The sequence below is a fragment of the Curtobacterium sp. MCLR17_043 genome, assembly GCF_003224215.1.
Taxonomy (GTDB): Bacteria; Actinomycetota; Actinomycetes; order Actinomycetales; family Microbacteriaceae; genus Curtobacterium; species Curtobacterium flaccumfaciens.
Genome location: NZ_QKLH01000018.1, coordinates 16,855 through 35,465, shown reverse-complemented (window position 1 = coordinate 35,465; position 18,611 = coordinate 16,855). Strand labels below are relative to the sequence as shown.

At 71.5% G+C, this 18,611-nt stretch carries 19 protein-coding genes; 12 read left to right on the top strand and 7 right to left on the bottom strand.

Translation table 11 applies throughout. From position 1 onward, the window contains the following. Nucleotides 1–164: 164 nt before the first annotated feature. Nucleotides 165–1,439 (bottom strand): hemolysin family protein, encoded by a 1,275-nt coding sequence (locus DEJ03_RS15550; RefSeq protein WP_110865320.1) that lies wholly within the window; start codon nt 1,437–1,439, stop codon nt 165–167. Between the two features lie 161 nt (nt 1,440–1,600). Continuing rightward, nucleotides 1,601–2,719, bottom strand: a complete 1,119-nt coding sequence (locus DEJ03_RS15545) for a M23 family metallopeptidase (protein WP_110865319.1) — start codon at nt 2,717–2,719, stop codon at nt 1,601–1,603. Nucleotides 2,720–2,881: 162 nt separating this feature from the next. Here DEJ03_RS15545 and DEJ03_RS15540 point away from each other — a divergent pair, with 162 nt between their 5' ends. Continuing rightward, a complete protein-coding gene (locus DEJ03_RS15540) occupies nt 2,882–3,376 on the top strand; it encodes a hypothetical protein (RefSeq protein ID WP_071406257.1) in 495 nt (164 codons plus the stop codon). 3 nt (nt 3,377–3,379) lie between these two features. Here the strand turns inward: DEJ03_RS15540 and DEJ03_RS15535 are convergent, their stop codons facing one another. Next, complete coding sequence (locus tag DEJ03_RS15535) at nt 3,380–3,745, bottom strand: hypothetical protein (protein WP_110865318.1); 366 nt, start codon at nt 3,743–3,745, stop codon at nt 3,380–3,382. Nucleotides 3,746–3,938: 193 nt separating this feature from the next. Here DEJ03_RS15535 and DEJ03_RS15530 point away from each other — a divergent pair, with 193 nt between their 5' ends. Then, entirely contained in the window at nt 3,939–6,149 is a 2,211-nt protein-coding gene (locus tag DEJ03_RS15530; protein WP_110865317.1) for an NADP-dependent isocitrate dehydrogenase, read from the top strand. Between the two features lie 163 nt (nt 6,150–6,312). Here DEJ03_RS15530 and DEJ03_RS15525 read toward each other — a convergent pair whose 3' ends face one another. Both DEJ03_RS15525 and DEJ03_RS15520 read right to left on the bottom strand, forming a co-directional pair. Then, complete coding sequence (locus DEJ03_RS15525) at nt 6,313–6,768, bottom strand: DUF3817 domain-containing protein (protein WP_110865316.1); 456 nt, start codon at nt 6,766–6,768, stop codon at nt 6,313–6,315. 79 nt (nt 6,769–6,847) lie between these two features. After that, nucleotides 6,848–8,287, bottom strand: coding sequence for a DUF4832 domain-containing protein (locus DEJ03_RS15520; RefSeq protein ID WP_110865315.1), 1,440 nt, complete (start codon nt 8,285–8,287; stop codon nt 6,848–6,850). Between the two features lie 141 nt (nt 8,288–8,428). Here DEJ03_RS15520 and DEJ03_RS15515 point away from each other — a divergent pair, with 141 nt between their 5' ends. Then, nucleotides 8,429–9,205, top strand: a complete 777-nt coding sequence (locus DEJ03_RS15515) for a ThuA domain-containing protein (protein ID WP_258370872.1) — start codon at nt 8,429–8,431, stop codon at nt 9,203–9,205. Beyond that, nucleotides 9,202–10,359, top strand: coding sequence for a GAF domain-containing protein (locus tag DEJ03_RS15510; protein WP_110865314.1), 1,158 nt, complete (start codon nt 9,202–9,204; stop codon nt 10,357–10,359). The genes DEJ03_RS15515 and DEJ03_RS15510 overlap by 4 nt, the downstream gene beginning before the upstream one ends. Nucleotides 10,360–10,413: 54 nt before the next feature. On the opposite strand, the gene DEJ03_RS15505 is transcribed toward DEJ03_RS15510, so the two are convergent. After that, the gene (locus tag DEJ03_RS15505) at nt 10,414–10,857 is read right to left on the bottom strand and encodes a disulfide bond formation protein B (protein ID WP_110865313.1); all 444 of its coding nucleotides are present in this window, start codon (nt 10,855–10,857) and stop codon (nt 10,414–10,416) included. 90 nt (nt 10,858–10,947) lie between these two features. Here DEJ03_RS15505 and DEJ03_RS15500 point away from each other — a divergent pair, with 90 nt between their 5' ends. The 8 genes from DEJ03_RS15500 (at nt 10,948) to DEJ03_RS15465 (ending at nt 17,844) form a co-directional block, all read left to right on the top strand. Then, nucleotides 10,948–11,598, top strand: a complete 651-nt coding sequence (locus DEJ03_RS15500; RefSeq protein ID WP_110865312.1) for a ScbR family autoregulator-binding transcription factor — start codon at nt 10,948–10,950, stop codon at nt 11,596–11,598. A gap of 117 nt (nt 11,599–11,715) precedes the next feature. Further along, the gene (locus DEJ03_RS15495; protein WP_110865311.1) at nt 11,716–12,591 is read left to right on the top strand and encodes an aminoglycoside phosphotransferase family protein; all 876 of its coding nucleotides are present in this window, start codon (nt 11,716–11,718) and stop codon (nt 12,589–12,591) included. 58 nt (nt 12,592–12,649) lie between these two features. Then, on the top strand, nt 12,650–13,252 hold the full coding sequence (locus tag DEJ03_RS15490; protein ID WP_110865310.1) for a hypothetical protein: 603 nt from the start codon (nt 12,650–12,652) through the stop codon (nt 13,250–13,252). Continuing rightward, nucleotides 13,249–13,956: a DinB family protein gene (locus tag DEJ03_RS15485; protein ID WP_110865309.1), complete on the top strand. Its 708-nt coding sequence runs from the start codon at nt 13,249–13,251 to the stop codon at nt 13,954–13,956. The genes DEJ03_RS15490 and DEJ03_RS15485 overlap by 4 nt, the downstream gene beginning before the upstream one ends. A 208-nt stretch (nt 13,957–14,164) precedes the next feature. Further along, the gene (locus tag DEJ03_RS15480) at nt 14,165–14,812 is read left to right on the top strand and encodes an ABC transporter permease (RefSeq protein WP_071245638.1); all 648 of its coding nucleotides are present in this window, start codon (nt 14,165–14,167) and stop codon (nt 14,810–14,812) included. Then, nucleotides 14,799–16,070, top strand: a complete 1,272-nt coding sequence (locus tag DEJ03_RS15475; protein WP_017887899.1) for an ABC transporter ATP-binding protein — start codon at nt 14,799–14,801, stop codon at nt 16,068–16,070. The genes DEJ03_RS15480 and DEJ03_RS15475 overlap by 14 nt, the downstream gene beginning before the upstream one ends. After that, entirely contained in the window at nt 16,067–16,831 is a 765-nt protein-coding gene (locus DEJ03_RS15470) for an ABC transporter permease (protein ID WP_110865308.1), read from the top strand. The genes DEJ03_RS15475 and DEJ03_RS15470 overlap by 4 nt, the downstream gene beginning before the upstream one ends. Further along, nucleotides 16,828–17,844: a glycine betaine ABC transporter substrate-binding protein gene (locus DEJ03_RS15465; RefSeq protein ID WP_110865307.1), complete on the top strand. Its 1,017-nt coding sequence runs from the start codon at nt 16,828–16,830 to the stop codon at nt 17,842–17,844. The genes DEJ03_RS15470 and DEJ03_RS15465 overlap by 4 nt, the downstream gene beginning before the upstream one ends. An 82-nt stretch (nt 17,845–17,926) precedes the next feature. Here DEJ03_RS15465 and DEJ03_RS18135 read toward each other — a convergent pair whose 3' ends face one another. Next, the gene (locus DEJ03_RS18135) at nt 17,927–18,556 is read right to left on the bottom strand and encodes a TetR/AcrR family transcriptional regulator (RefSeq protein ID WP_110865306.1); all 630 of its coding nucleotides are present in this window, start codon (nt 18,554–18,556) and stop codon (nt 17,927–17,929) included. Nucleotides 18,557–18,611: the final 55 nt, after the last annotated feature.

Genomic DNA, 18,611 nt, shown 5'->3' with positions numbered 1-18,611 from the left:
CGCGACACTTCGCGGGTCGCCCTACCGTCCGGTTCGCGAAAGCGACAGATCGTGCCCGAACGTTCGCGGGATTCAGTCGCTTCGACGGGGTGGACGCGACCAGGGCCGGTCGGGAGGCCCGTGGCGGGGCCGCCACGGGCCTCCCGACCGCTGGGGGGCCGCGGTCAGGGCGCGGCGTCGGGTCCGATGCGCACCCGCGCGACGCGGTGACCGTCCATGGCGGTCACCTCGAGGCGGTGGCCGCCGGCCAGGACGACGTCACCGACCTCGGGTACGCGGTCCAGCTGCACCTGCACGAGCCCGCCGACGGTCTCGTAGTCGCCGTCGGGCAGGACCGGGCCGCCGTCCGCAGCCAGGTCCTCGAGCACCGTGGCCCCGTCGACGCCGTCGTGGGCCAGCATCGACTCGTCGTACTCGGTGGAGTCCCACTCGTCGCGGATGCGGCCGACGAGGTCCTCGAGCAGCGCTTCGAGCGTGACCATGCCGGCGCTGCCGCCGTACTCGTCGACCACCAGGGCGATCTGGTGGCCGTCGGTGCGCATGTCCGCGATCGCGCTCGACAGCGACTTCGTCTCGGGCAGGGCGAGCACCGGCCGGACGAGCGTGGCGACGGGGGCGGCGGGGTCGATCGGACGCAGCAGGTCACGGAGGTGCACGAAGCCCTGGACCTCGTCACGCCCGCCAGAGGTCACGAGGTACCGGGTGTGCCCGGCCGCGATGGCCTGGTCGGTGGCTTCGGCGACGGAGAGGCCGGCATCCAGCGTCGAGACGTCGTACCAGGGGCGCATCGACTCGCGCAGGATGCGGTCACCGGCGTCCAGGGCGCTGCGGGCGATCCGGCGTCCCTGCTCGTCGACGCCGGTGTGCTCGTCGACCAGGCCGCGGAGCTCCTCGGTGCTCATCGACTCGCTGCGGGCGTTCGGGTCGCCGCCGAGCAGTCGCACGACGGTGTCGGTGGACTTCGAGAGCAGCCAGATCACCGGCCGCATCAGCACCGCGAAGCGCTCCAGGGTCGGGGCGACGGCCATCGAGAAGCCCTCGGCACGCTGCAGGGCGAGGCGCTTCGGCACGAGCTCGCCGAACACGAGCGACAGGTACGCGATGACGAGGGTCATCAGCACCAGCGCGACGGCTTCGGCCGTGCCCTGCTCGAGGCCGAGCCCCTGGAACAGCGGTGCGACGTCGGGTGCGATCGAGGACGCACCGTACGCGGCGGAGAAGAACCCGGCGACGGTCACGCCGATCTGCACGGCGGACAGGAACCGGTTGGGGTCGCGGCCGAGCTCGGCGACCCGCATCCCGCGGGGGCCGCGGCGTTCGAGCTGCTGCAGCTGGGATTCGCGGAGGGAGACGAGTGCGATCTCGGCGGCCGCGAAGACCCCGCCGACGAGCACGAAGAGGATGACGAGCCCGAAGGCGATCCAGGTGTCGGCGCCCATCAGCGGGCAGCCGCCTCGGATCGACGACGGGCGGGCGGTCTGTGGGGATCGTCCATGCCTGTGAGTCTGCACAGGCCGACTGGGACATCGCCGTGCTGCCGCTCGACAGCGGCTGTGGATCCCCCGTCGCGACGGGGAGCGGTCGGTGCGGGGAGCGGTCGCTACAGCGTGAGCGAGCGGCCGATGCGGGCTTCGAGCCACGCCTTCGGGTCGATCGGCGTGACGCCGTCCATCAGGACCTCGAGGTGCAGGTGCGCACCGGTCGAGACGCCGGAGGACCCGACGAGCCCGATGAACTGCCCGGCCGCGACGGTGTCGCCGACCTTGAGCGGCGAGGAGCCGGGGATCATGTGGCCGTAGAGCGTGGAGACCTGACGGCCGTCGACCACGTGGTCGATGATGACCGCGTTGCCGTACGAGAAGTAGGTGCCCGAGACCCGGACCTTGCCCGCGGCGACGGCGCCGATCGGCGTGCCCATGCCCGGGGTGAAGTCGAGGCCCTGGTGCAGCGACGAGCACGCTCCGCACGGTGCCGAGCGGTACCCGAAGCCGGAGCTCATCTGCACCGGGCCGGGGAACGGCGAGCGGACCGCGCCGCCGAACGACACGGCGCCTCCGGCGGTCGCCGCGGAGTCGGCGGAACCAGCAGTCTTCGTGGTGACGGTCGAGCCGCCGCCGACGGTGAAGCCGTCACGGTCGAACCCGGCGGCCGTGACCGCCTGGGTCACGGCGTAGTCCTGCGTGCGCACGATCGGTGCGATGGTCGAGGTGGCCATCGAGGTGCCGGCGCTCGCGTGGGCGGGCATCGCCGAGGCGGCGAACATCGCGATGGCGGCCGCGGCGCTGGTGAGCGTGATGCGTCCGGCGCGGGCCGACCGGGAGGCCCGGGGTGCGCTGGCGACGCGGGTCACCTTGGGTGCGGGGCGACGGACGACGCGCTGGATGCGGTCGTCGACGTGCTCGGTGGTGGCACGTGCGGCTGCGGAGCGGCGGCCGGCCGGCTCGGTGGCCGAGGACGCGGTCGCGAGGACGACGGCCTGCACGGGCTTGGCGACCTTCGCGGCCTTCGGCGCCTTGGCCGGCTTCGCGGCCTTCGCCGGCTTGGCGACCTTCGCTGCCTTGGCCGGCTTCTCGGGCTTGGCGGCCTTCGCGACCGGCGCCGTCTTGCTGCGACGCTGCGGTCCGCGGGCTGCTGCGCGCTCGGCCTCGAGGGCGGCGCGACGGGACAGGTGCACCACCGGGGTCTCCGGGTGCTGGTCGAGTTCGGGTGCAGTCGTCATGGCCGCCCACCATTCTGCACGACTCTGTCGCTTTGTACAGGCCCTTTCGTGATCTTTTCGTTACCGAGTGCGCTGGGAGGCCCCTGATCACCGCGGGCGGAAGCGTCCCCCGGGCCCTCTGTATCGGTACGGTCAGGGGAAAGCGACGGAAGGACCCGCACCATGGCCCGATCGCCGCGTGAGCGGTACGGAACGGTCGACCTGGCGTCGGCCGACGTCGTGCTGGCCGGTACCCAGGAACTCCTGCCCGTGCTCCGGGCCGCGGCCGTGCGCGCCGGGATCGACGCCGCGCGGATGCGGGTCATCGGGGTCGACGACCTGCCGGACCCCGAGGAGACGTGGGACGCGGCGTTGGCCGTCATCGCGATCCGTCGCCCCGGTGACGACCCCGCGTTCCACCGGGCGCAGGCGGCTGCCGAGCTCATCGCTCCGATGCTCGCGCCGCACGCTGTCCGCATCGTCGTCACGGTGTCCGGGGTGACCCGGCTCGCGCCGAAGCTCGAGCGCACCCTGACGTCCGAGGTCCTGCACCAGATCGATGCCGCGTCGGCTTCGTCCGGGTTCCGCCGGCCCTTCCGGCCGCTGCGCATGCGGCTCGGGCTCGCCGGGCTCCGTGCCGCCGGCGTCCGGGTGTTCCGCGTCTCGATCGGCGACTGAGGCTCAGGCTCCGTCGGGTCCGGAGCCCTGCACGGCGCTCGCCTGCACCGACGGGTGTGGAGGAGCGGCGTGCGCGACGACGGAGACACTGCCGACGGCGAGCACGAGCGCCAGCGCCCCGGCGGTGCAGGCCGTCCCGATCCGCCGCAACCGCGACCGGCTGCCACGCTGACGCGGTGCGAACCGCTTCGTGCTCCGTCGGGGTTCGGGGCCGACGAGCCAGGGACCGGAGCCGTCGGGGTCGTACGAGAACGGGCCGGAGCCGTCCGGCGCGTACCGGTAGGGCCCGCTGCCGTCCGAGGCGTAGGCGGACCGCAGGTCCTCCGCGGTCCAGCCGAAGTCGTCCGGGGTCTGCCGTGTGGTGGTCATGCGCGCTCTCCCTCGCTCTGGTGCTGCGGAAGACCAGTCCACGCACCGTTCCTATGTGTCGACAGTGCGCCTCCAGGGTGTCGGCCGAGCATCTGCCGCGCGGAAGCGGGGGCCATGTATCTTGATGTCGAGACATCCTGCGCCACGAGTACCGTGGACGTACCGACGGTCGAACAAGGGAGTACCCGCCAGCATGGCCAAGATCATCTACACCCTCACGGACGAGGCGCCGTTCCTCGCCACCCACTCCTTCCTCCCGGTCATCCAGGCCTTCGCCGGCACCGCGGGTGTCGACGTCGAGACCCGCGACATCTCGCTCGCCGGCCGGATCATCGCCCAGTTCCCGGAGCGGCTCACTGACGAGCAGCGCCTGGACGACGCCCTCGCCGAGCTCGGCGACCTGGCGAAGACCCCCGAGGCGAACATCATCAAGCTGCCGAACATCTCGGCGTCGATCCCCCAGCTCAAGGTCGCGATCAAGGAACTGCAGGCGCAGGGCTACGACCTTCCCGACTACCCGGACGAGGCCACGACCGACGAGCAGCGCGACGTCCGTGCCCGCTACGGCCGTGTCCAGGGCAGTGCCGTCAACCCGGTGCTGCGCGAGGGCAACTCCGACCGCCGCGCACCCCTGTCGGTCAAGAACTACGCCCGCAAGCACCCGCACCGCATGGGCGCCTGGTCGCGTGACTCGAAGACGAACGTCACCACCATGGGCGTCGACGACTTCCGGTCGAACGAGAAGTCCTGGATCGCCCCCGCCGACGACGTCCTGACGATCACCTTCGTGGCCGAGGACGGCAGCGAGCAGGTCCTCAAGCAGTCGATCCCCGTCCTGCAGGGCGAGGTCGTGGACGGCACCGTGCTGCACGTGGCCGCACTCGAGTCGTTCCTGCGGAAGCAGATCGAGCGCGCCGCCGCCGAGGACATCTTGTTCTCCGTGCACCTCAAGGCCACGATGATGAAGATCTCGGACCCGATCATCTTCGGCCACGTCATCAAGGCGTTCTTCCCGTCGGTGTTCGAGCGCTACGGCGCCGACCTCGCCGCCGCGGGCCTGACCCCGAACGACGGCCTCGGCTCGATCCTCGCCGGCCTCGGTGCGCTGCCGAACGGCGCCGAGATCGAGCGTGCCTTCAAGCAGGGCATCGCCGACGGCCCCGAGCTCGCCATGGTCGACTCGGACAAGGGCATCACGAACCTGCACGTGCCGAGCGACGTCATCGTCGACGCCTCGATGCCGGCGATGATCCGCACCTCGGGCCACATGTGGGGCCCGGACGGCGACGAGCACGACACCCTCGCCGTCATCCCCGACTCGAGCTACGCCGGCATCTACCAGGCCGTGCTCGACGACTGCCGCGCCCACGGCGCCTTCGACCCGTCGACGATGGGCTCCGTGCCCAACGTCGGCCTGATGGCGCAGAAGGCCGAGGAGTACGGCTCGCACGACAAGACGTTCGAGCTCCCCGGCGCCGGTGTGGTCCGCGTCACGACCGCCTCGGGCGACGTCGTCATCGAGCACGACGTCGAGCCCGGCGACATCTGGCGCGCCTGCCAGACCAAGGACGTCGCCATCCGCGACTGGGTGAAGCTCGCCGTCACCCGCGCCCGTGCCTCCGCGACGCCGGCCGTGTTCTGGCTCGACGAGACCCGCGCGCACGACGCGAACCTCATCGGGCTCGTTCGCCAGTACCTCGGCGAGCACGACACCGAGGGCCTGCAGATCGAGATCCTCGCGCCCGAGGACGCCATGCGCTTCTCGCTCGAGCGCATCCGCCGCGGCGAGGACACCATCTCGGTCACCGGCAACGTCCTGCGCGACTACCTGACCGACCTGTTCCCGATCATGGAGCTCGGCACCTCGGCGAAGATGCTCTCCGTCGTCCCGCTGCTGGGCGGTGGCGGCCTGTTCGAGACCGGTGCCGGTGGTTCCGCCCCGAAGCACGTGCAGCAGCTCGTGCAGCAGAACTACCTGCGCTGGGACAGCCTGGGCGAGTTCCTCGCACTGGCGGTCAGCCTCGAGCACCTCGCCGGTGTGACGGGCAACGAGCGGGCGAAGATCCTGGGCGAGACCCTCGACCGTGCCACCGGGACGTTCCTGGAGCAGGACAAGTCCCCGGGTCGGAAGCTCGGCTCGATCGACAACCGCGGCAGCCACTTCTACCTGGCGAAGTACTGGGCCGAGGAACTCGCGGCGCAGACCCAGGACACCGAGCTCGCGGCGTCGTTCGCGGACCTCGCGGCGAAGCTCGGTGAGCAGGAGCACACCATCGTCGACGAGCTCGTCTCGGTGCAGGGTCACCCGGCCGACATCGGCGGCTACTACCGCCCCGACGACGCCAAGACGAGCGCGGTCATGCGTCCGTCCGCCACGTTGAACGCGGCGCTGGCAGCGCTCTAGCAGCGACCAGCCGACGGACGGGAGGCCCGGTGCCAGCTGGCACCGGGCCTCCCGTCCGTCCGTGGTCGCGACCACGGCCGCGCTTCGTGAGCAGGAATGGTCGCGTCCGCACCACGCACCCGACCATTGCTGCTCACGAAGTGACGCGTGGGCGCTCGTCGCGTCAGCCGCGGGAGGGAACGGGCGGGCCGGCGGCCAGCAGCCCGGTGAAGACCAGGGCGACGGCCACGACCCCGATGCCCGCGGCCACGGCGGGCCGACGCACCACGAAGAACAGCAGACGGTCCCAGAAGCCCGAGTGGGCGTCCGGTGAGCGGCGCCAGGAGCCTTCGAGCATGCCGCGGCGGGCGACCGCGACCTCGAACGGCACCGTGGCGTACGGCACGACGGCACTGGCCCAGCCGAGTACGAGCGCCCCGAACGACCACCGCTGGTTCACCGCCACGATCGTCGTGACCACCAGGTACGCCAGGAACACGAAGCCGTGCACGCCACCGCCGATGCGGACACCCCAGTCACCGGCGTCCAGGCCGTACTTCAGGATCATCCCGATGATCAGCAGGGTCCAGGTCACGACTTCGGCCACCGCGGCGGCGCGGAACAGGGAGCGTGGGGTCATGGCCACCATCGTGGCGGACCCGGTTGACAGACAGCAGGGCGCCCCGGATCGTCCGACCCGGGGCGCGCTGCGGGTCCGCTCAGTGCCGCACGACCACCGTCTGGCCGAGGCGGTTCACACCCGTGCTCTCGTCCCACGTGCCGGTGTTCGCCGTCTGGATCGCGAAGGCCGGGTTCGCTGCCACCGAGCGTTCGGGTGCCGGCAGGGCGAGGGCGACGTCCCAGCGCCCGTTCGGCACGTCGGCCAGCGACGCCCGGACGGTCACGGTCCGTCCCGGCTGCCAGGACGACGCGTCGGCGGTCACGGGCACGGTCACCCGGCGATCGCCGTCGGTCAGGACGAGCTGCACCGGGCGGCTGTTGTACGGCGCCGCCCAGCCGTCGTTCCGGATCGACACCGCCACCGACGGCTTCGCGCCAGAGGTGGCGGTGCTCGACGTCATCGTGAAGCGGTAGCCGAGCTTCTTCGCGGCGTCGGTCATGCCGTCTGCACCCCAGGTCGCCAGGACGTCCTTGTTGTAGTCCAGGTTGAGGTAGCTGTAGTGGTACTTCGCCATCTCGGCCGAGGCGGACGGGTAGTCGGTCCGCGGCGCGTTCACGGCGCAGGTCTCACCACCGACGGGGACGTACCGCGACTCCGCCGCCAGGTAGTCCTGGTCGAGCGACAGCGGGTTGCTCAGGAACGTGCCAAAGTCGTCCGGCGAGGCGAGGAAGCAGTCGTTGTGGTGCCCGATGCGCGACGCTGCCGACCCGTCGTGCGCCTGCGCCGGGGTGAGCGCCCCGGCCGTGCCGGACGGCGTGCGGAGGGCGTCCTGCTTCATCTGCATCGTGCGGACCTGGACCGAGCGGCTGGACGGCAGAGCGGCGAGTTCGGCCTGCAGGACCTGTCGTCGGGCGTCCTTGTCGGCCTCGGTCAGCACACCCGGGTTCGCCGGGTCACTGGCGAAGTGGTCGGTGTAGTAGCCCTCGCCCCAGAGCCCGATGAATCCCCCCTGCAGGGTCGGGATGACGTCGGCGTTCCGGCGGAGCGTCGGGGTGAGCTGCTCGATGTGCGCGAGCACGGTCGGCAGGTCGGCGTCACCGTACGGCGCCGAGTACGGGTACGAGCCACCCTGGACGTACGCGAACCGGGTGATCACACCCACGCCGGCGGCGCGCGCGGTGTCGTAGTCGTGCTGCACGAGCGCGAGCCAGGCCGGGCTGAGTTGCCGCTGCTGGACGAACGCCTCCATGTAGAACACCCGGACGACCTGCGTGACGCCCTCGGCCCGGTAGCCCTGGAGGGTCGCGGCGTCGAGCGGCGTGTACCCGGTGCCGTCGGCGCGGTAGTGCGTCTCGGTGGTGTGGTCGAACCCGCGCGAGGGGTTCGGGATGACCGCGTCGCTCGCCGTGTAGGTCACGGTCGAGGTGGTCGCGGTCCGTTTCGAGTGGTGACCGGTGGGTGATGCCCACGCGGTGGTCGGTACGGCGAGTGCGAGCACCGCCGCGAGTGCGACGGTGGTGATGGTGCGGTGCTGCATCGGACGAGCCCCTGTCCTCGGCGCGGACGGTGATCGGCGCCCCCTGGCGCTGCCGTCCTGCGCGAATGTGATCTGAAGGTAGGCCAAACGATCAGAAAACGCCAGTGGATGCGCGAACCGAGCACGGGTAGCGTTGCCTGCATGTCGCCGTCGACCGAGAACCGTCCCCTGAACATCGTCGTCTGGAACGAGAACGTGCACGAGACCCGCGGTGACGCGACGGTCATCGGGCACTACCCCGACGGCATGCACGCCGTGATCGCCGAGGCGCTCCGGCAGCTGCAGCCCGGGGCCGACGTCTCCACCGCCACCCTGCAGGAACCCGACCACGGCATCACCGCCGAACGACTGGCCACCACGGACGTGCTGTTCTGGTGGGGCCACGCCGCCCACGACGAGGTGAGCGACGCCGTCGTCGACCTGGTCGTCGATGCCGTGCACGCCGGCATGGGCCTGGTGGTGCTGCACTCCGGCCACTACTCCAAGCCGTTCAAGCGCCTGATGGGCACGACCTGCTCGCTGAAGTGGCGGAACGACGGCGAGCGCGAACTCGTCTGGACCGTCGCGCCCGAGCACCCGATCGCCGCCGGGGTCCCGCACCCGATCGTCATCGACCGGCAGGAGATGTACGGCGAGTACTTCGACATCCCGCGCCCCGACGAAGAGGTGTTCCTGTCGACCTTCGCGGGAGGCGAGGTCTTCCGCTCCGGCGTCGCGTACCGTCGGGGGCTCGGCAAGGTCTTTTACTTCTCGCCGGGCGACCAGGAGTACCCCGTGTACCACCACCCGGACATCCAGCGCGTGCTGTCGAACGCCGCCGCCTGGGCCGCCCCGGTGTCCGAGCGCCGCGAGCTGACGGCTGACCCCCACCCACGGGACTGGTTCCTGACGGACGATGGGGGTAGACAGGCCGGGTGACCAACCATCTCGACGGTGCGCACAGGCGCACCGCGGTGATCGAGGCGCTCGCAATCTTGGGATCAGGACCCGAGGAGCGCTTCGACCGCATCACCCGCATGGCCCACGAGGCGTTCGACGTCCCGTTGACCTTCCTCAACCTCGTCCACCACGACCTCGTCACCACGCAGTCGACCTTCGGCTGGCACCAGGGATCGAGCGTCCCCGCCAGCGAGCAGTTCTGCGCGTCGACGGTGCTCACCCGCGAACCGATGGTGATCCCGGACGCGTCGCTCGACGCCCGGTTCGCGCACACGGCGGCGGTGGCGGAGCACGGCATCCGGTTCTACGCGGGCGCACCGTTGACCATGGTCGACGGCACCCGGGTGGGCACGCTGTGCCTGATGGACGCGGTGCCGCGCACGTTCTCGCCGGACGACGTCGCTCTGCTGGGTGACCTGGCCCGGTGGGCGGAGCGCGAGCTCGGCGTCGCCATCGACCGAGGACGGGTCCGTCGGGTGCTCGACGGCCTGGTGCCAGACCCGGTCGCGGTGCCGGGGTACGACCTCGACGTCCTGGTGGCACAGCACGACGACGGCGGGGGTGACGTCGCCGACTGGCGCGTCGCACCGGACGGTGCCCTGCACGTCACCGTCGGACGGGTGAGCGCGGCCGGCCCGGCGTCGGGCCTGCTCGCCGCGGCGGTCCGCGGTGCCGTGGCGGCACGCACCGGTTCGGCCATGTCGGACGCGATCGTCGGCCTGGAGGCGCAGGTCACCGCCGACCTGTCGGCTGCGGACGCCGTCGGCTCGCTCTTCCACCTGCGGCTCGACCCGACGTCGGGTCACGTCGACTTCGGCGACGCCGGCCACGGCCTCGCCGTGCTCGTCCCCGCCGACGGTCCGGCTCGCGTCCTGCACCCGCTCGACCTGCCGCTCGGGCTGCAACCGGAGTCGATCCCACGGTCGCCCGGCGCGCTCGACCTGGACCCCGGGGACCGGCTGGCGATCTGCACCCAGGGCGTCCTGTCGCTGGACGGGCTCCGGCACCTGGACGACCTCGCTGCGCTGGTGCGCTCGGCTCCGGACGGGGCCACCGTGGTCGAACGGGTGCGCACGGCCGTCCCCACGGACGCCGTGGTCGACGTCACGCTGGTGGTGCTCACGCGGCACTGAGCGTGCGTGCTGCGCCATCCGGTCGTGCCGCGCCAGCTGATCGTGCCGCGCGCGTCAGGAGCGGAAGCGGTCCGGCCGCGGGCGCGGAGTGCCGGTCAGCGAGACCACGAGCAGCGTGGCGAGCAGGGCGAACCCGGCGAGCTCGATGCCCAGGCCGGCGAGCTGCCAGTACGCGCTGCCGACGTGCTGCGGCTGCGTGATCGATTCCGGCCACCACGACTGGATGAGCGGGAAGGAGCCGGGGAACGGGTCGAGGCCGAACACGACGAGGCCACCGAGCAGCAGGACGACCCCGAGGCCGGCCATCGCCCCACGGGACCGGCGGAGCATGTGCACCACGAGGGCCGCACCCATGCCGGCGAGCCCGACGACGGCGATCAGGAACGCGAGCACCACGATGGTCTGCGGCGCGAGCGCGACCCAGTCGAGCACCGCGATCGGCAGCAGCAGCCACCGACCCGTCCGTGCCCAGCGCGCAGGGTTCCGCCATCCGTCCATGGCGACCGACCGTAGGGCACCCGGCCGAACGCCTGCCGAATGCGGCCAGTGGACCCCGGCGGCAGCGTGCGCTGACTACGATCGGACCCCATGGCGCAGGACCGACCGACCCGGCAGCAGCGGTCGCTCGCGACCCGGACGGCGATCATCGAGGGCGCGGCCGCGGAGTTCGACGAACGCGGGTACGTCGGTGCCTCGATGGACGGCATCGCCGAACGCATCGGGATGACCAAGGGTGCGCTGTACTTCCACTTCACGTCGAAGGCCGACATGGCCGGGGCGGTCGTCGCCGAGCAGCACGCGATCTCCCGCCGCTACGGCGAGGCCGCGGTGGCCCGGGGCACCACCCCGCTCGAGTCGATCATGTGGCTGTGCCAGGGGCTCGCGGTCCAGATGACGTCCGAGGTCGTCGTGAGCGCCGGGGTGCGCCTGTCGACGGACGTGGCCGCGAGCGACGTCGCCCGGCAGGACCCGTACACCGACTGGACCACGGTGGTCGCCGGGTTCGCGCGGCAGGCCGTCGAGGTGGGCGAGCTCGACCAGCGGTGGGACCCGGACCTGGTCGGCCGGGTCGTCGTCCGCGCCTACACCGGCGTGCAGACCGTCTCGGACGTGATGACCCGCCGGGCTGACCTGTTCGCGGGCCTGCGGGAACTCTGGACGGTCCTGCTGGACGCGTTCGTCACCGAACGGCTGCGTCCGGAGATCCCGCGGCTCGTCGCGCTCATCGCTCCGGAGTGACGCGGGTCCCCCCAGGGAAACACCCACGTCACCTCGCCTCTGAGACTACCGAGAAGGGTGTCGCGCCACCGGCCCCAGTTCGCGGGCATGTGTCCGGCGGCCCACTAGCCTGACGCGGTGCCCACACCCGCTGCCGAGGTCGACGTCGACGTCCCGCTCGTCCGGTCCCTGCTGCGCGACCAGCACCCCGACCTGGCCGGGCTCCCGCTCGAGGTCGTCGCGAACGGCTGGGACAACGTCGTGCTGCGTCTGGGCGACGACCTGGCCGTCCGGGTCCCCCGTCGGGAGCTGGCCGCACGGCTCGTCGAACACGAACAGCGCTGGTTGCCGGACATCGCCGCCCGGGTCGGATCGGTCGTCCCGGTGCCGGCCCCGGTGCGGACCGGCCGCCCCGCCCTCGGGTACCCGTGGTCGTGGAGCATCGTGCCGTGGCTGCCCGGCACGGCGATCGGTGAACGGGCGGCCGGGGTCCCCGTCGCCGAGGCGCTCGCCGCGTTCGTCGGACTCCTGCACGTCCCCGCCCCGGACGACGCCCCGGCGAACCCGTTCCGTGCGGTGCCGCTCGCGTCGCGGAGCGACGCCGTGCTGACGCGACTCGACGAGCACGGCGTGCACCGGGCCGGAGAGCTGGCCACGCTGTGGCGGACCGCAGCGGCCGTGCCCGCGCACGCCGGGCCTCCCGTCTGGGTGCACGGCGACCTGCACCCCTTCAACCTGCTCGTCGACTCGTCGGACGGAGCCGACCGCCTGTCGGCCGTGGTCGACTTCGGGGACGTCACCGCGGGCGACCCGGCCGTCGACCTCGCCACCGCCTGGCTGACGCTGGACTGGCCGGGGCGTCGGGCGTTCCGGGCGCGCGTCGCGGCGCCGGATGCCACCTGGCTGCGCGCACGTGGGTGGGTGGTCGCGCTCGCGTCCGCGCTGGCGACCGCAGACGAACGCGCCTTCCGGAGCGTCGCGCGACGGAGCATCGACGCGGTGCTGGACGACTGAGTCCCCGCGGGGCTATCGTGACCGCACCATCCGTGCACAGCCGATCGGAGGGGCCACCATGACCCTCGAGCTCCGCGTCCAGCACGACGTCGCCACCGACGCCTCCCCCGCTCCCGTCCGACCCGGTCTCCGCGGCCTGCTCGACCGTCTGTCGGACCGCCGCGCCGCCGCCCGCGCGCGACGGGTCGACGACCGGGTGCGCGAACTCGGCGAACTCGTCCACCTGCTCTCCGATGCCCGCGCGGTCGTCGAACGCGGGTGGGTCCAGCACGCCTGGTTCGCCTACCTCGACGAGCACGGCCGCGAGCGCAAGGCCTCCAGCGCCGCCGCGATGGACGTGCAGGGCCGGCCGCTCGTCGGTGCCTGCCTGGTCGGCGCGGTCGTGTCTGCCGCCGGCGGGCCGCACGCGGTCCACGCGCCCCGGGTGCAGCACGCGCTCGACGTCGTGTGGCACGCCCTCGCCCGCGACGAGGGCGAGCCCGTGCTGTGGTGCCCCGCGCCGGACATCCGGATGGGGCGGGTGCGTGACCTGACGAGCTGGAACGACGCCCCGGCACGCACCGGTGCCGAGGTCGCCGGGCTGCTGCTGACGGCCGAACGGGTCGCCGTGCAGGAGTCGGCGCGCCTGGAGGAGCTCCGGGTGGCACGATCGGGGGCATGAGCGACGTCGAAGCGGTCCCCGAGGTGCACCCCGCGAGCACCAGCACCCCGGCGGCGAGCGGCAACGCCCTGCTGTCGGACGAAGGGGCAGCGCGGAACCCCGACGGCGCGACGGTCGCCGACGCCGCGGTGAAGCGGACGCTGCACCGGTACCTGCAGAAGCACCGTGCCGCCCTGCTGGCCAAGCTGGACGGGTTGGCGGAACGGCAGGCCCGCTGGCCGGTGACACCGACGGGCACGAACGTCCTCGGGCTCGTGAAGCACGTCGCCGGGGTGCAGGCCGGCTACTTCGGCGAGGTGTTCGGGCGGCCGTTGCCGGACCAGCCCGCCTGGCTCGAGTCGGAGGACGGCGAGGACATGTACGCCTCGCTCGACGAGACCATGGCCGACATCGTGGCCTTCCACCACCGGAGTGCCGCCCACGCCGATGCCACGATCGAGGCGCTCGACCTCACCGCCACCGGGACCGTGCCGTGGTGGCCGGAGGGGCACCGGGACGTCACCCTGCACCGGATCCTGGTGCACATGGCGTACGAGACCGCTCGGCACGCGGGTCACGCCGACATCGTGCGCGAGATGCTCGACGGCCTGGCCGGGGACGGTGACGGCAACCTGGCCGACAAGTCCCCGGAGGAATGGGTCCGGTGGCGCGAGCAGCTCGTCGACATCGCTGAGCGAGCGGGGTTGCGCGGCCTGGGCGCATAGCCGAGCACGCAGACCGATCGTTACCGTTCTCCCAGGCTCGCCCTGGTGAACCCCTGCTGATCAGGGGTTGTCATCCTCGCAACTGCAAGGGAAACCGTCGTATCGGTCGGGTTGCGTTGTACAACCGGTCCAGCTGCTGCGTAGCTTTGGCCGAGCTCGTGCCCCGATCTGTGGGCAGTTCAGCCGACCGGAAGGGGAGCGCCCACCCGTGTTCCAGTACGTCGTGGAGCGATGGAACCAGATCTGGTTCGCATCGTGGCAGCACTTCTCACTGGTCGTCCAGTGCGTCGTCCTCGCCACGGTCATCGCCGTGGTGCTCGCCACACTCGTCTACCGCAGCCCGCGCCTGACCGCGTTCGCGAACGGGGTGTCGGCCATCGGCCTCACCCTGCCGTCGTTCGCCGTCATCGGCCTGCTCATCGTCCCGCTCGGCTTCGGCGTCCTGCCGTCGGTCGTGACGGTCGTCTTCTTCGCCGCGCTGCCGATCCTGCGCAACGCGGTCGTCGGTCTCGCCGAGATCCCGCCTGCCGTCGTCGAGTCGGCGCGTGGCATCGGCATGAGCCGGTTCCGCACCCTGCTGCAGGTCGAGCTGCCGATGGCGTGGCCGATCATCCTGAGCGGTGTCCGCGTTGCCGCGCAGATGGTGATGGGCATCGCCGCCATCGCCGCGTACGCGCTCGGCCCCGGGCTCGGCGGCTTCATCTTCTCCGGGCTGTCCCGCCTCGGCGGCGCCAACGCCCTGTTCTCCGTCGTGGTCGGGGTGGTCGGCGTCGTCCTGCTCGCCCTGGTCCTCGACCTGCTCCTCATCGGCCTCGGCCGCCTGACCATCTCGAGAGGTATCCGTGTCCAGCACTGACTCCGCCACCACCACCGCGCCCGACGGGGACGTCACCGGGCGCAGCATCCTGCTCGACGAGGTCACCAAGCGGTACCCCGGGCAGTCGAAGCCCGCCGTCGACGGCATCACGCTCGAGATCCCGGCCGGCAAGATCGTCATGCTCGTCGGCCCGTCCGGCTGCGGCAAGACGACGACCCTCAAGATGATCAACCGTCTGATCGAGCCCACCCAGGGGCGGATCGTCGTCGGCGACGACGACGTCACGGGCATCGACGGCGACGAGCTCCGCCGCCGCATGGGTTACGTGATCCAGGCCGGCGGGCTCTTCCCGCACATGACGGTCGCGGCGAACATCGCGATCGTGCCGAAGATGCTCGGCTGGTCGAAGGAGAAGATCGCGGCGCGGGTCGACGAGCTGCTCGACCTGGTCTCGCTCGATCCCGACACCTACCGCGACCGGTTCCCCCGCGAACTCTCCGGTGGCCAGCAGCAGCGCGTCGGCGTGGCCCGTGCGCTCGCGGCGGACCCGCCCGTCCTGCTCATGGACGAGCCGTTCGGTGCGGTCGACCCGATCACCCGCCAGCGCCTGCAGGACGAGCTCCTGCGCATCCAGGAGGAACTGCACAAGACGATCGTCATCGTCACGCACGACTTCGACGAGGCCGTGAAGCTCGGCGACTGGATCGTCATCTTCACCGAGGGTGCGCACATCGTGCAGTACGACACCCCGGAGCGGATCCTGGCCGAGCCGGCGAACGAGTTCGTCGAGAACTTCATCGGCTCCGGTGCGGGCCTGAAGCAGCTCACGCTGAACCGCGTGCGCGACGTCGAGGTCGAGTCGGCCGTGACGTGCTCGCCCGGCGAAGAGGTCAAGGCCGTGCTGCAGCGGATGAACGAGGCCGGCGGGCACCAGCACGCCGTCGTGGTGGACCACCGCCAGCGCCCGATCGGGTGGCCGTCGCGCCGCCAGCTCGAGCGTCTCGACCGCATCCCCGACGGCGTCGAGCCCGGCCTGCCCGTCGTGGGCGAGGCCGCGACCCTCAACGACGCGCTCGACACCATGCTCGTATCGAGCGCCGGCGCCGCGCTCGTCACCGGTCGTCGTGACGCGTTCCGCGGGGTCATCACCGTCGAGACCGTGATGGAGGCGATCACCCGCTCCCGCGCGACCGCCGCAGGCGACCAGGCCTACACGCCGGTCGGCACGAACACGAACCCGATCGAGACCATGCCGTCGTCACCGGTGTCGGCCATGCCCACCGGAGAAGACCTGTGAGCGCAGTCGCCACTGCCGGCCCCGCCACCGGTGCGAGCACCTCGTGGAAGGGCCTGCTGTTCCAGCCGATCGCGATCCTGGTCGTCCTGGCCGGCTTCGCGGTGTGGCTCGCGACGGCGGACCTGACCCCGACGGAGCGCACGACGCTCAACCCGGCGGACATCCTGGCCCTGACCGGCCAGCACCTCGTGCTGACCCTGCAGTCGACGGTCCTGGTGCTCGTGATCGGCATCCCGCTGGGCGTCGTGCTCACCCGCGGGCCGCTGCGCCGGGCGAGCCCGTACGTGCTCGCCGTCGCGAACTTCGGGCAGGCGGCCCCGGCCGTCGGCCTCATCGTGTTGCTCGCCGCCTGGCTCGGCCTGAACAGCTCGTCCGCCGTCATCGCGCTCGTGCTCTACGCGATCCTGCCGGTGCTCCGGAACACCATGATCGGCGTGCAGAGCGTCGACGACCGCCTGGTCGAGGCCGGTCGCGGCATGGGGATGAGCGCCTTCAGCGTGCTGATGCGCGTCGAACTGCCGCTCGCGGTGCCCGTGATGCTCTCGGGCATCCGGACCGCCCTCGTGCTGCTCGTCGGCACGGCGAGCCTGGCGACCTTCGTCGGTGCGGGCGGACTCGGTCTGCTCATCACCACGGGCGTGACGCTGTTCCTGCCGAAGGTGCTCGTCGCCGGGGCCCTGCTCGTCGCCCTGCTCGCCCTCTCCATCGACTGGCTCGGCCGCGTGGTCGAGACGGTCGCACGACCGAAGGGACTCCGATGACCCGCCGCACCCGCCGCACCCGCACCCGGGTCGGAGCCGCCGCGTTCGTCGCCGGTGCCACCGCCCTCGTCCTGACCGGGTGCGGCCTGCAGCCCGCCACCTCGTTCGTGCCCGAGGCCGGCGCCGGCTCCATCCAGCGCATCGACGACCTGCCGGCCGGTGCCCACATCACCGTGACGTCGAAGAACTTCACCGAGCAGCTCGTGCTCGGCAAGATCGCCGTGCTCGCCGCCAAGGCCGCCGGGTTCGACGTCACCGACGAGACGAACGTGCCCGGCAGCGTCGCGGTCCGTGAGCTGATGACCTCGCACGCGGCCGACTTCACGTACGAGTACACCGGCACCGCCTGGCTGACCTTCATGGGTCACACGAAGGGGATCCCGGACAAGACCGAGCAGTGGACGGCCGTGAAGAAGGAGGACGCCGGCAACGGGCTGACCTGGCTCGAACCGGCGCCGATGAACAACACCTACGCGTTCGCCGTCCGCAACGAGGCCGTCAAGGAGCTCGGGGACGTCAAGACGCTCTCCGACATCACCAAGCTGCCGGTCGACCAGCGAACGTTCTGCGTGGAGTCGGAGTTCAACTCCCGTGCCGACGGCTTCAAGCCGATGCTCAAGAAGTACGGTCTGGAGCTCGGCGGTTCGGGGTCGAACGGGGTGCCGAGCAGCAACGTCAGCATCCTCGACACCGGCACGGTCTACACGGCCACCGACCGTGGCAAGTGCAACTTCGGCGAGGTCTTCACCACCGACGGCCGCATCAAGTCGCTCGGGCTGACGGTGCTCGAAGACGACAAGGGCTTCTTCCCGGCGTACAACGTCGCGCCCGTCATCGACTCGGAGACGCTGAAGGAGTACCCGCAGCTCGAGGGGATCTACGACCAGATCTCGCCGAAGCTCACGGACGCCGTGCTGCAGGAGCTCAACCGCCAGGTCGACGTCGAGGGGCGTGAGCCGGCCGACGTCGCCTTCGACTGGATGGTGAAGGAGGGCTTCATCACGAAGCCCTGACCGTTCTCGACGTCCCCACGAACGGACGGGAGGCGCGGTGCCAGCTGGTGGGGCCCACCTCCCGTCCGTTCGTGGGTACGTCTCAGGCCGCGGCGATGCGCGCAGCCGTGTCGCGGATCGACGCGACCACCGCCGCACGCACCTGCTCCGGGTCGGAGCCCTCGTGCCGAGCGGCACTGCGGAGCCCCGTCATGCACATGCCGAGCAGCATCTCCGCCGCCTGCGGGGTCGCCGCCTCCGGCCCCCAGGCCGGGTCGCGCTCGAGGATCGTGCGCACCGCGCCGGTCATCGCCTCGGCGACCGTGGTCATCCGCGTGACCTGCCGACGCATCAGCTGCGGGAACCGCACGATGACGGCCTTGCGCTCGAGGCGCTCGTGCTCGTCGCCGAACGACGACCCGAACACCAGGAACGCCAGGTCCACGACGGCCTGCGCCGCCGGCTCCCCCGCGACGGCCGCCAGGTGCGCCTCGAGGGTGGCGGGTTCGAGGTCGAGCTCGGTGTGCCCGAGGACCGCGTCCTCCTTGCTCTCGAAGTAGTTGAAGAACGTCCGCGGGGAGACGTCGGCCCGTGCGGCGACCTGCTCGATCGTGGTGCCGTCGACGCCCTGCTCGAGGGCCAGGGACCGAGCCGCCTCGGCGATGCGGTTGCGGGTCTCGATGCGCTTGCGGTCACGGAGACCGAGTTCTGACGGCGTCGCGGAGTCGGGCATGGCCCGACTGTAACCGGAACGTCACATGATCTACAGCAAACGCAAACTTGCAGTC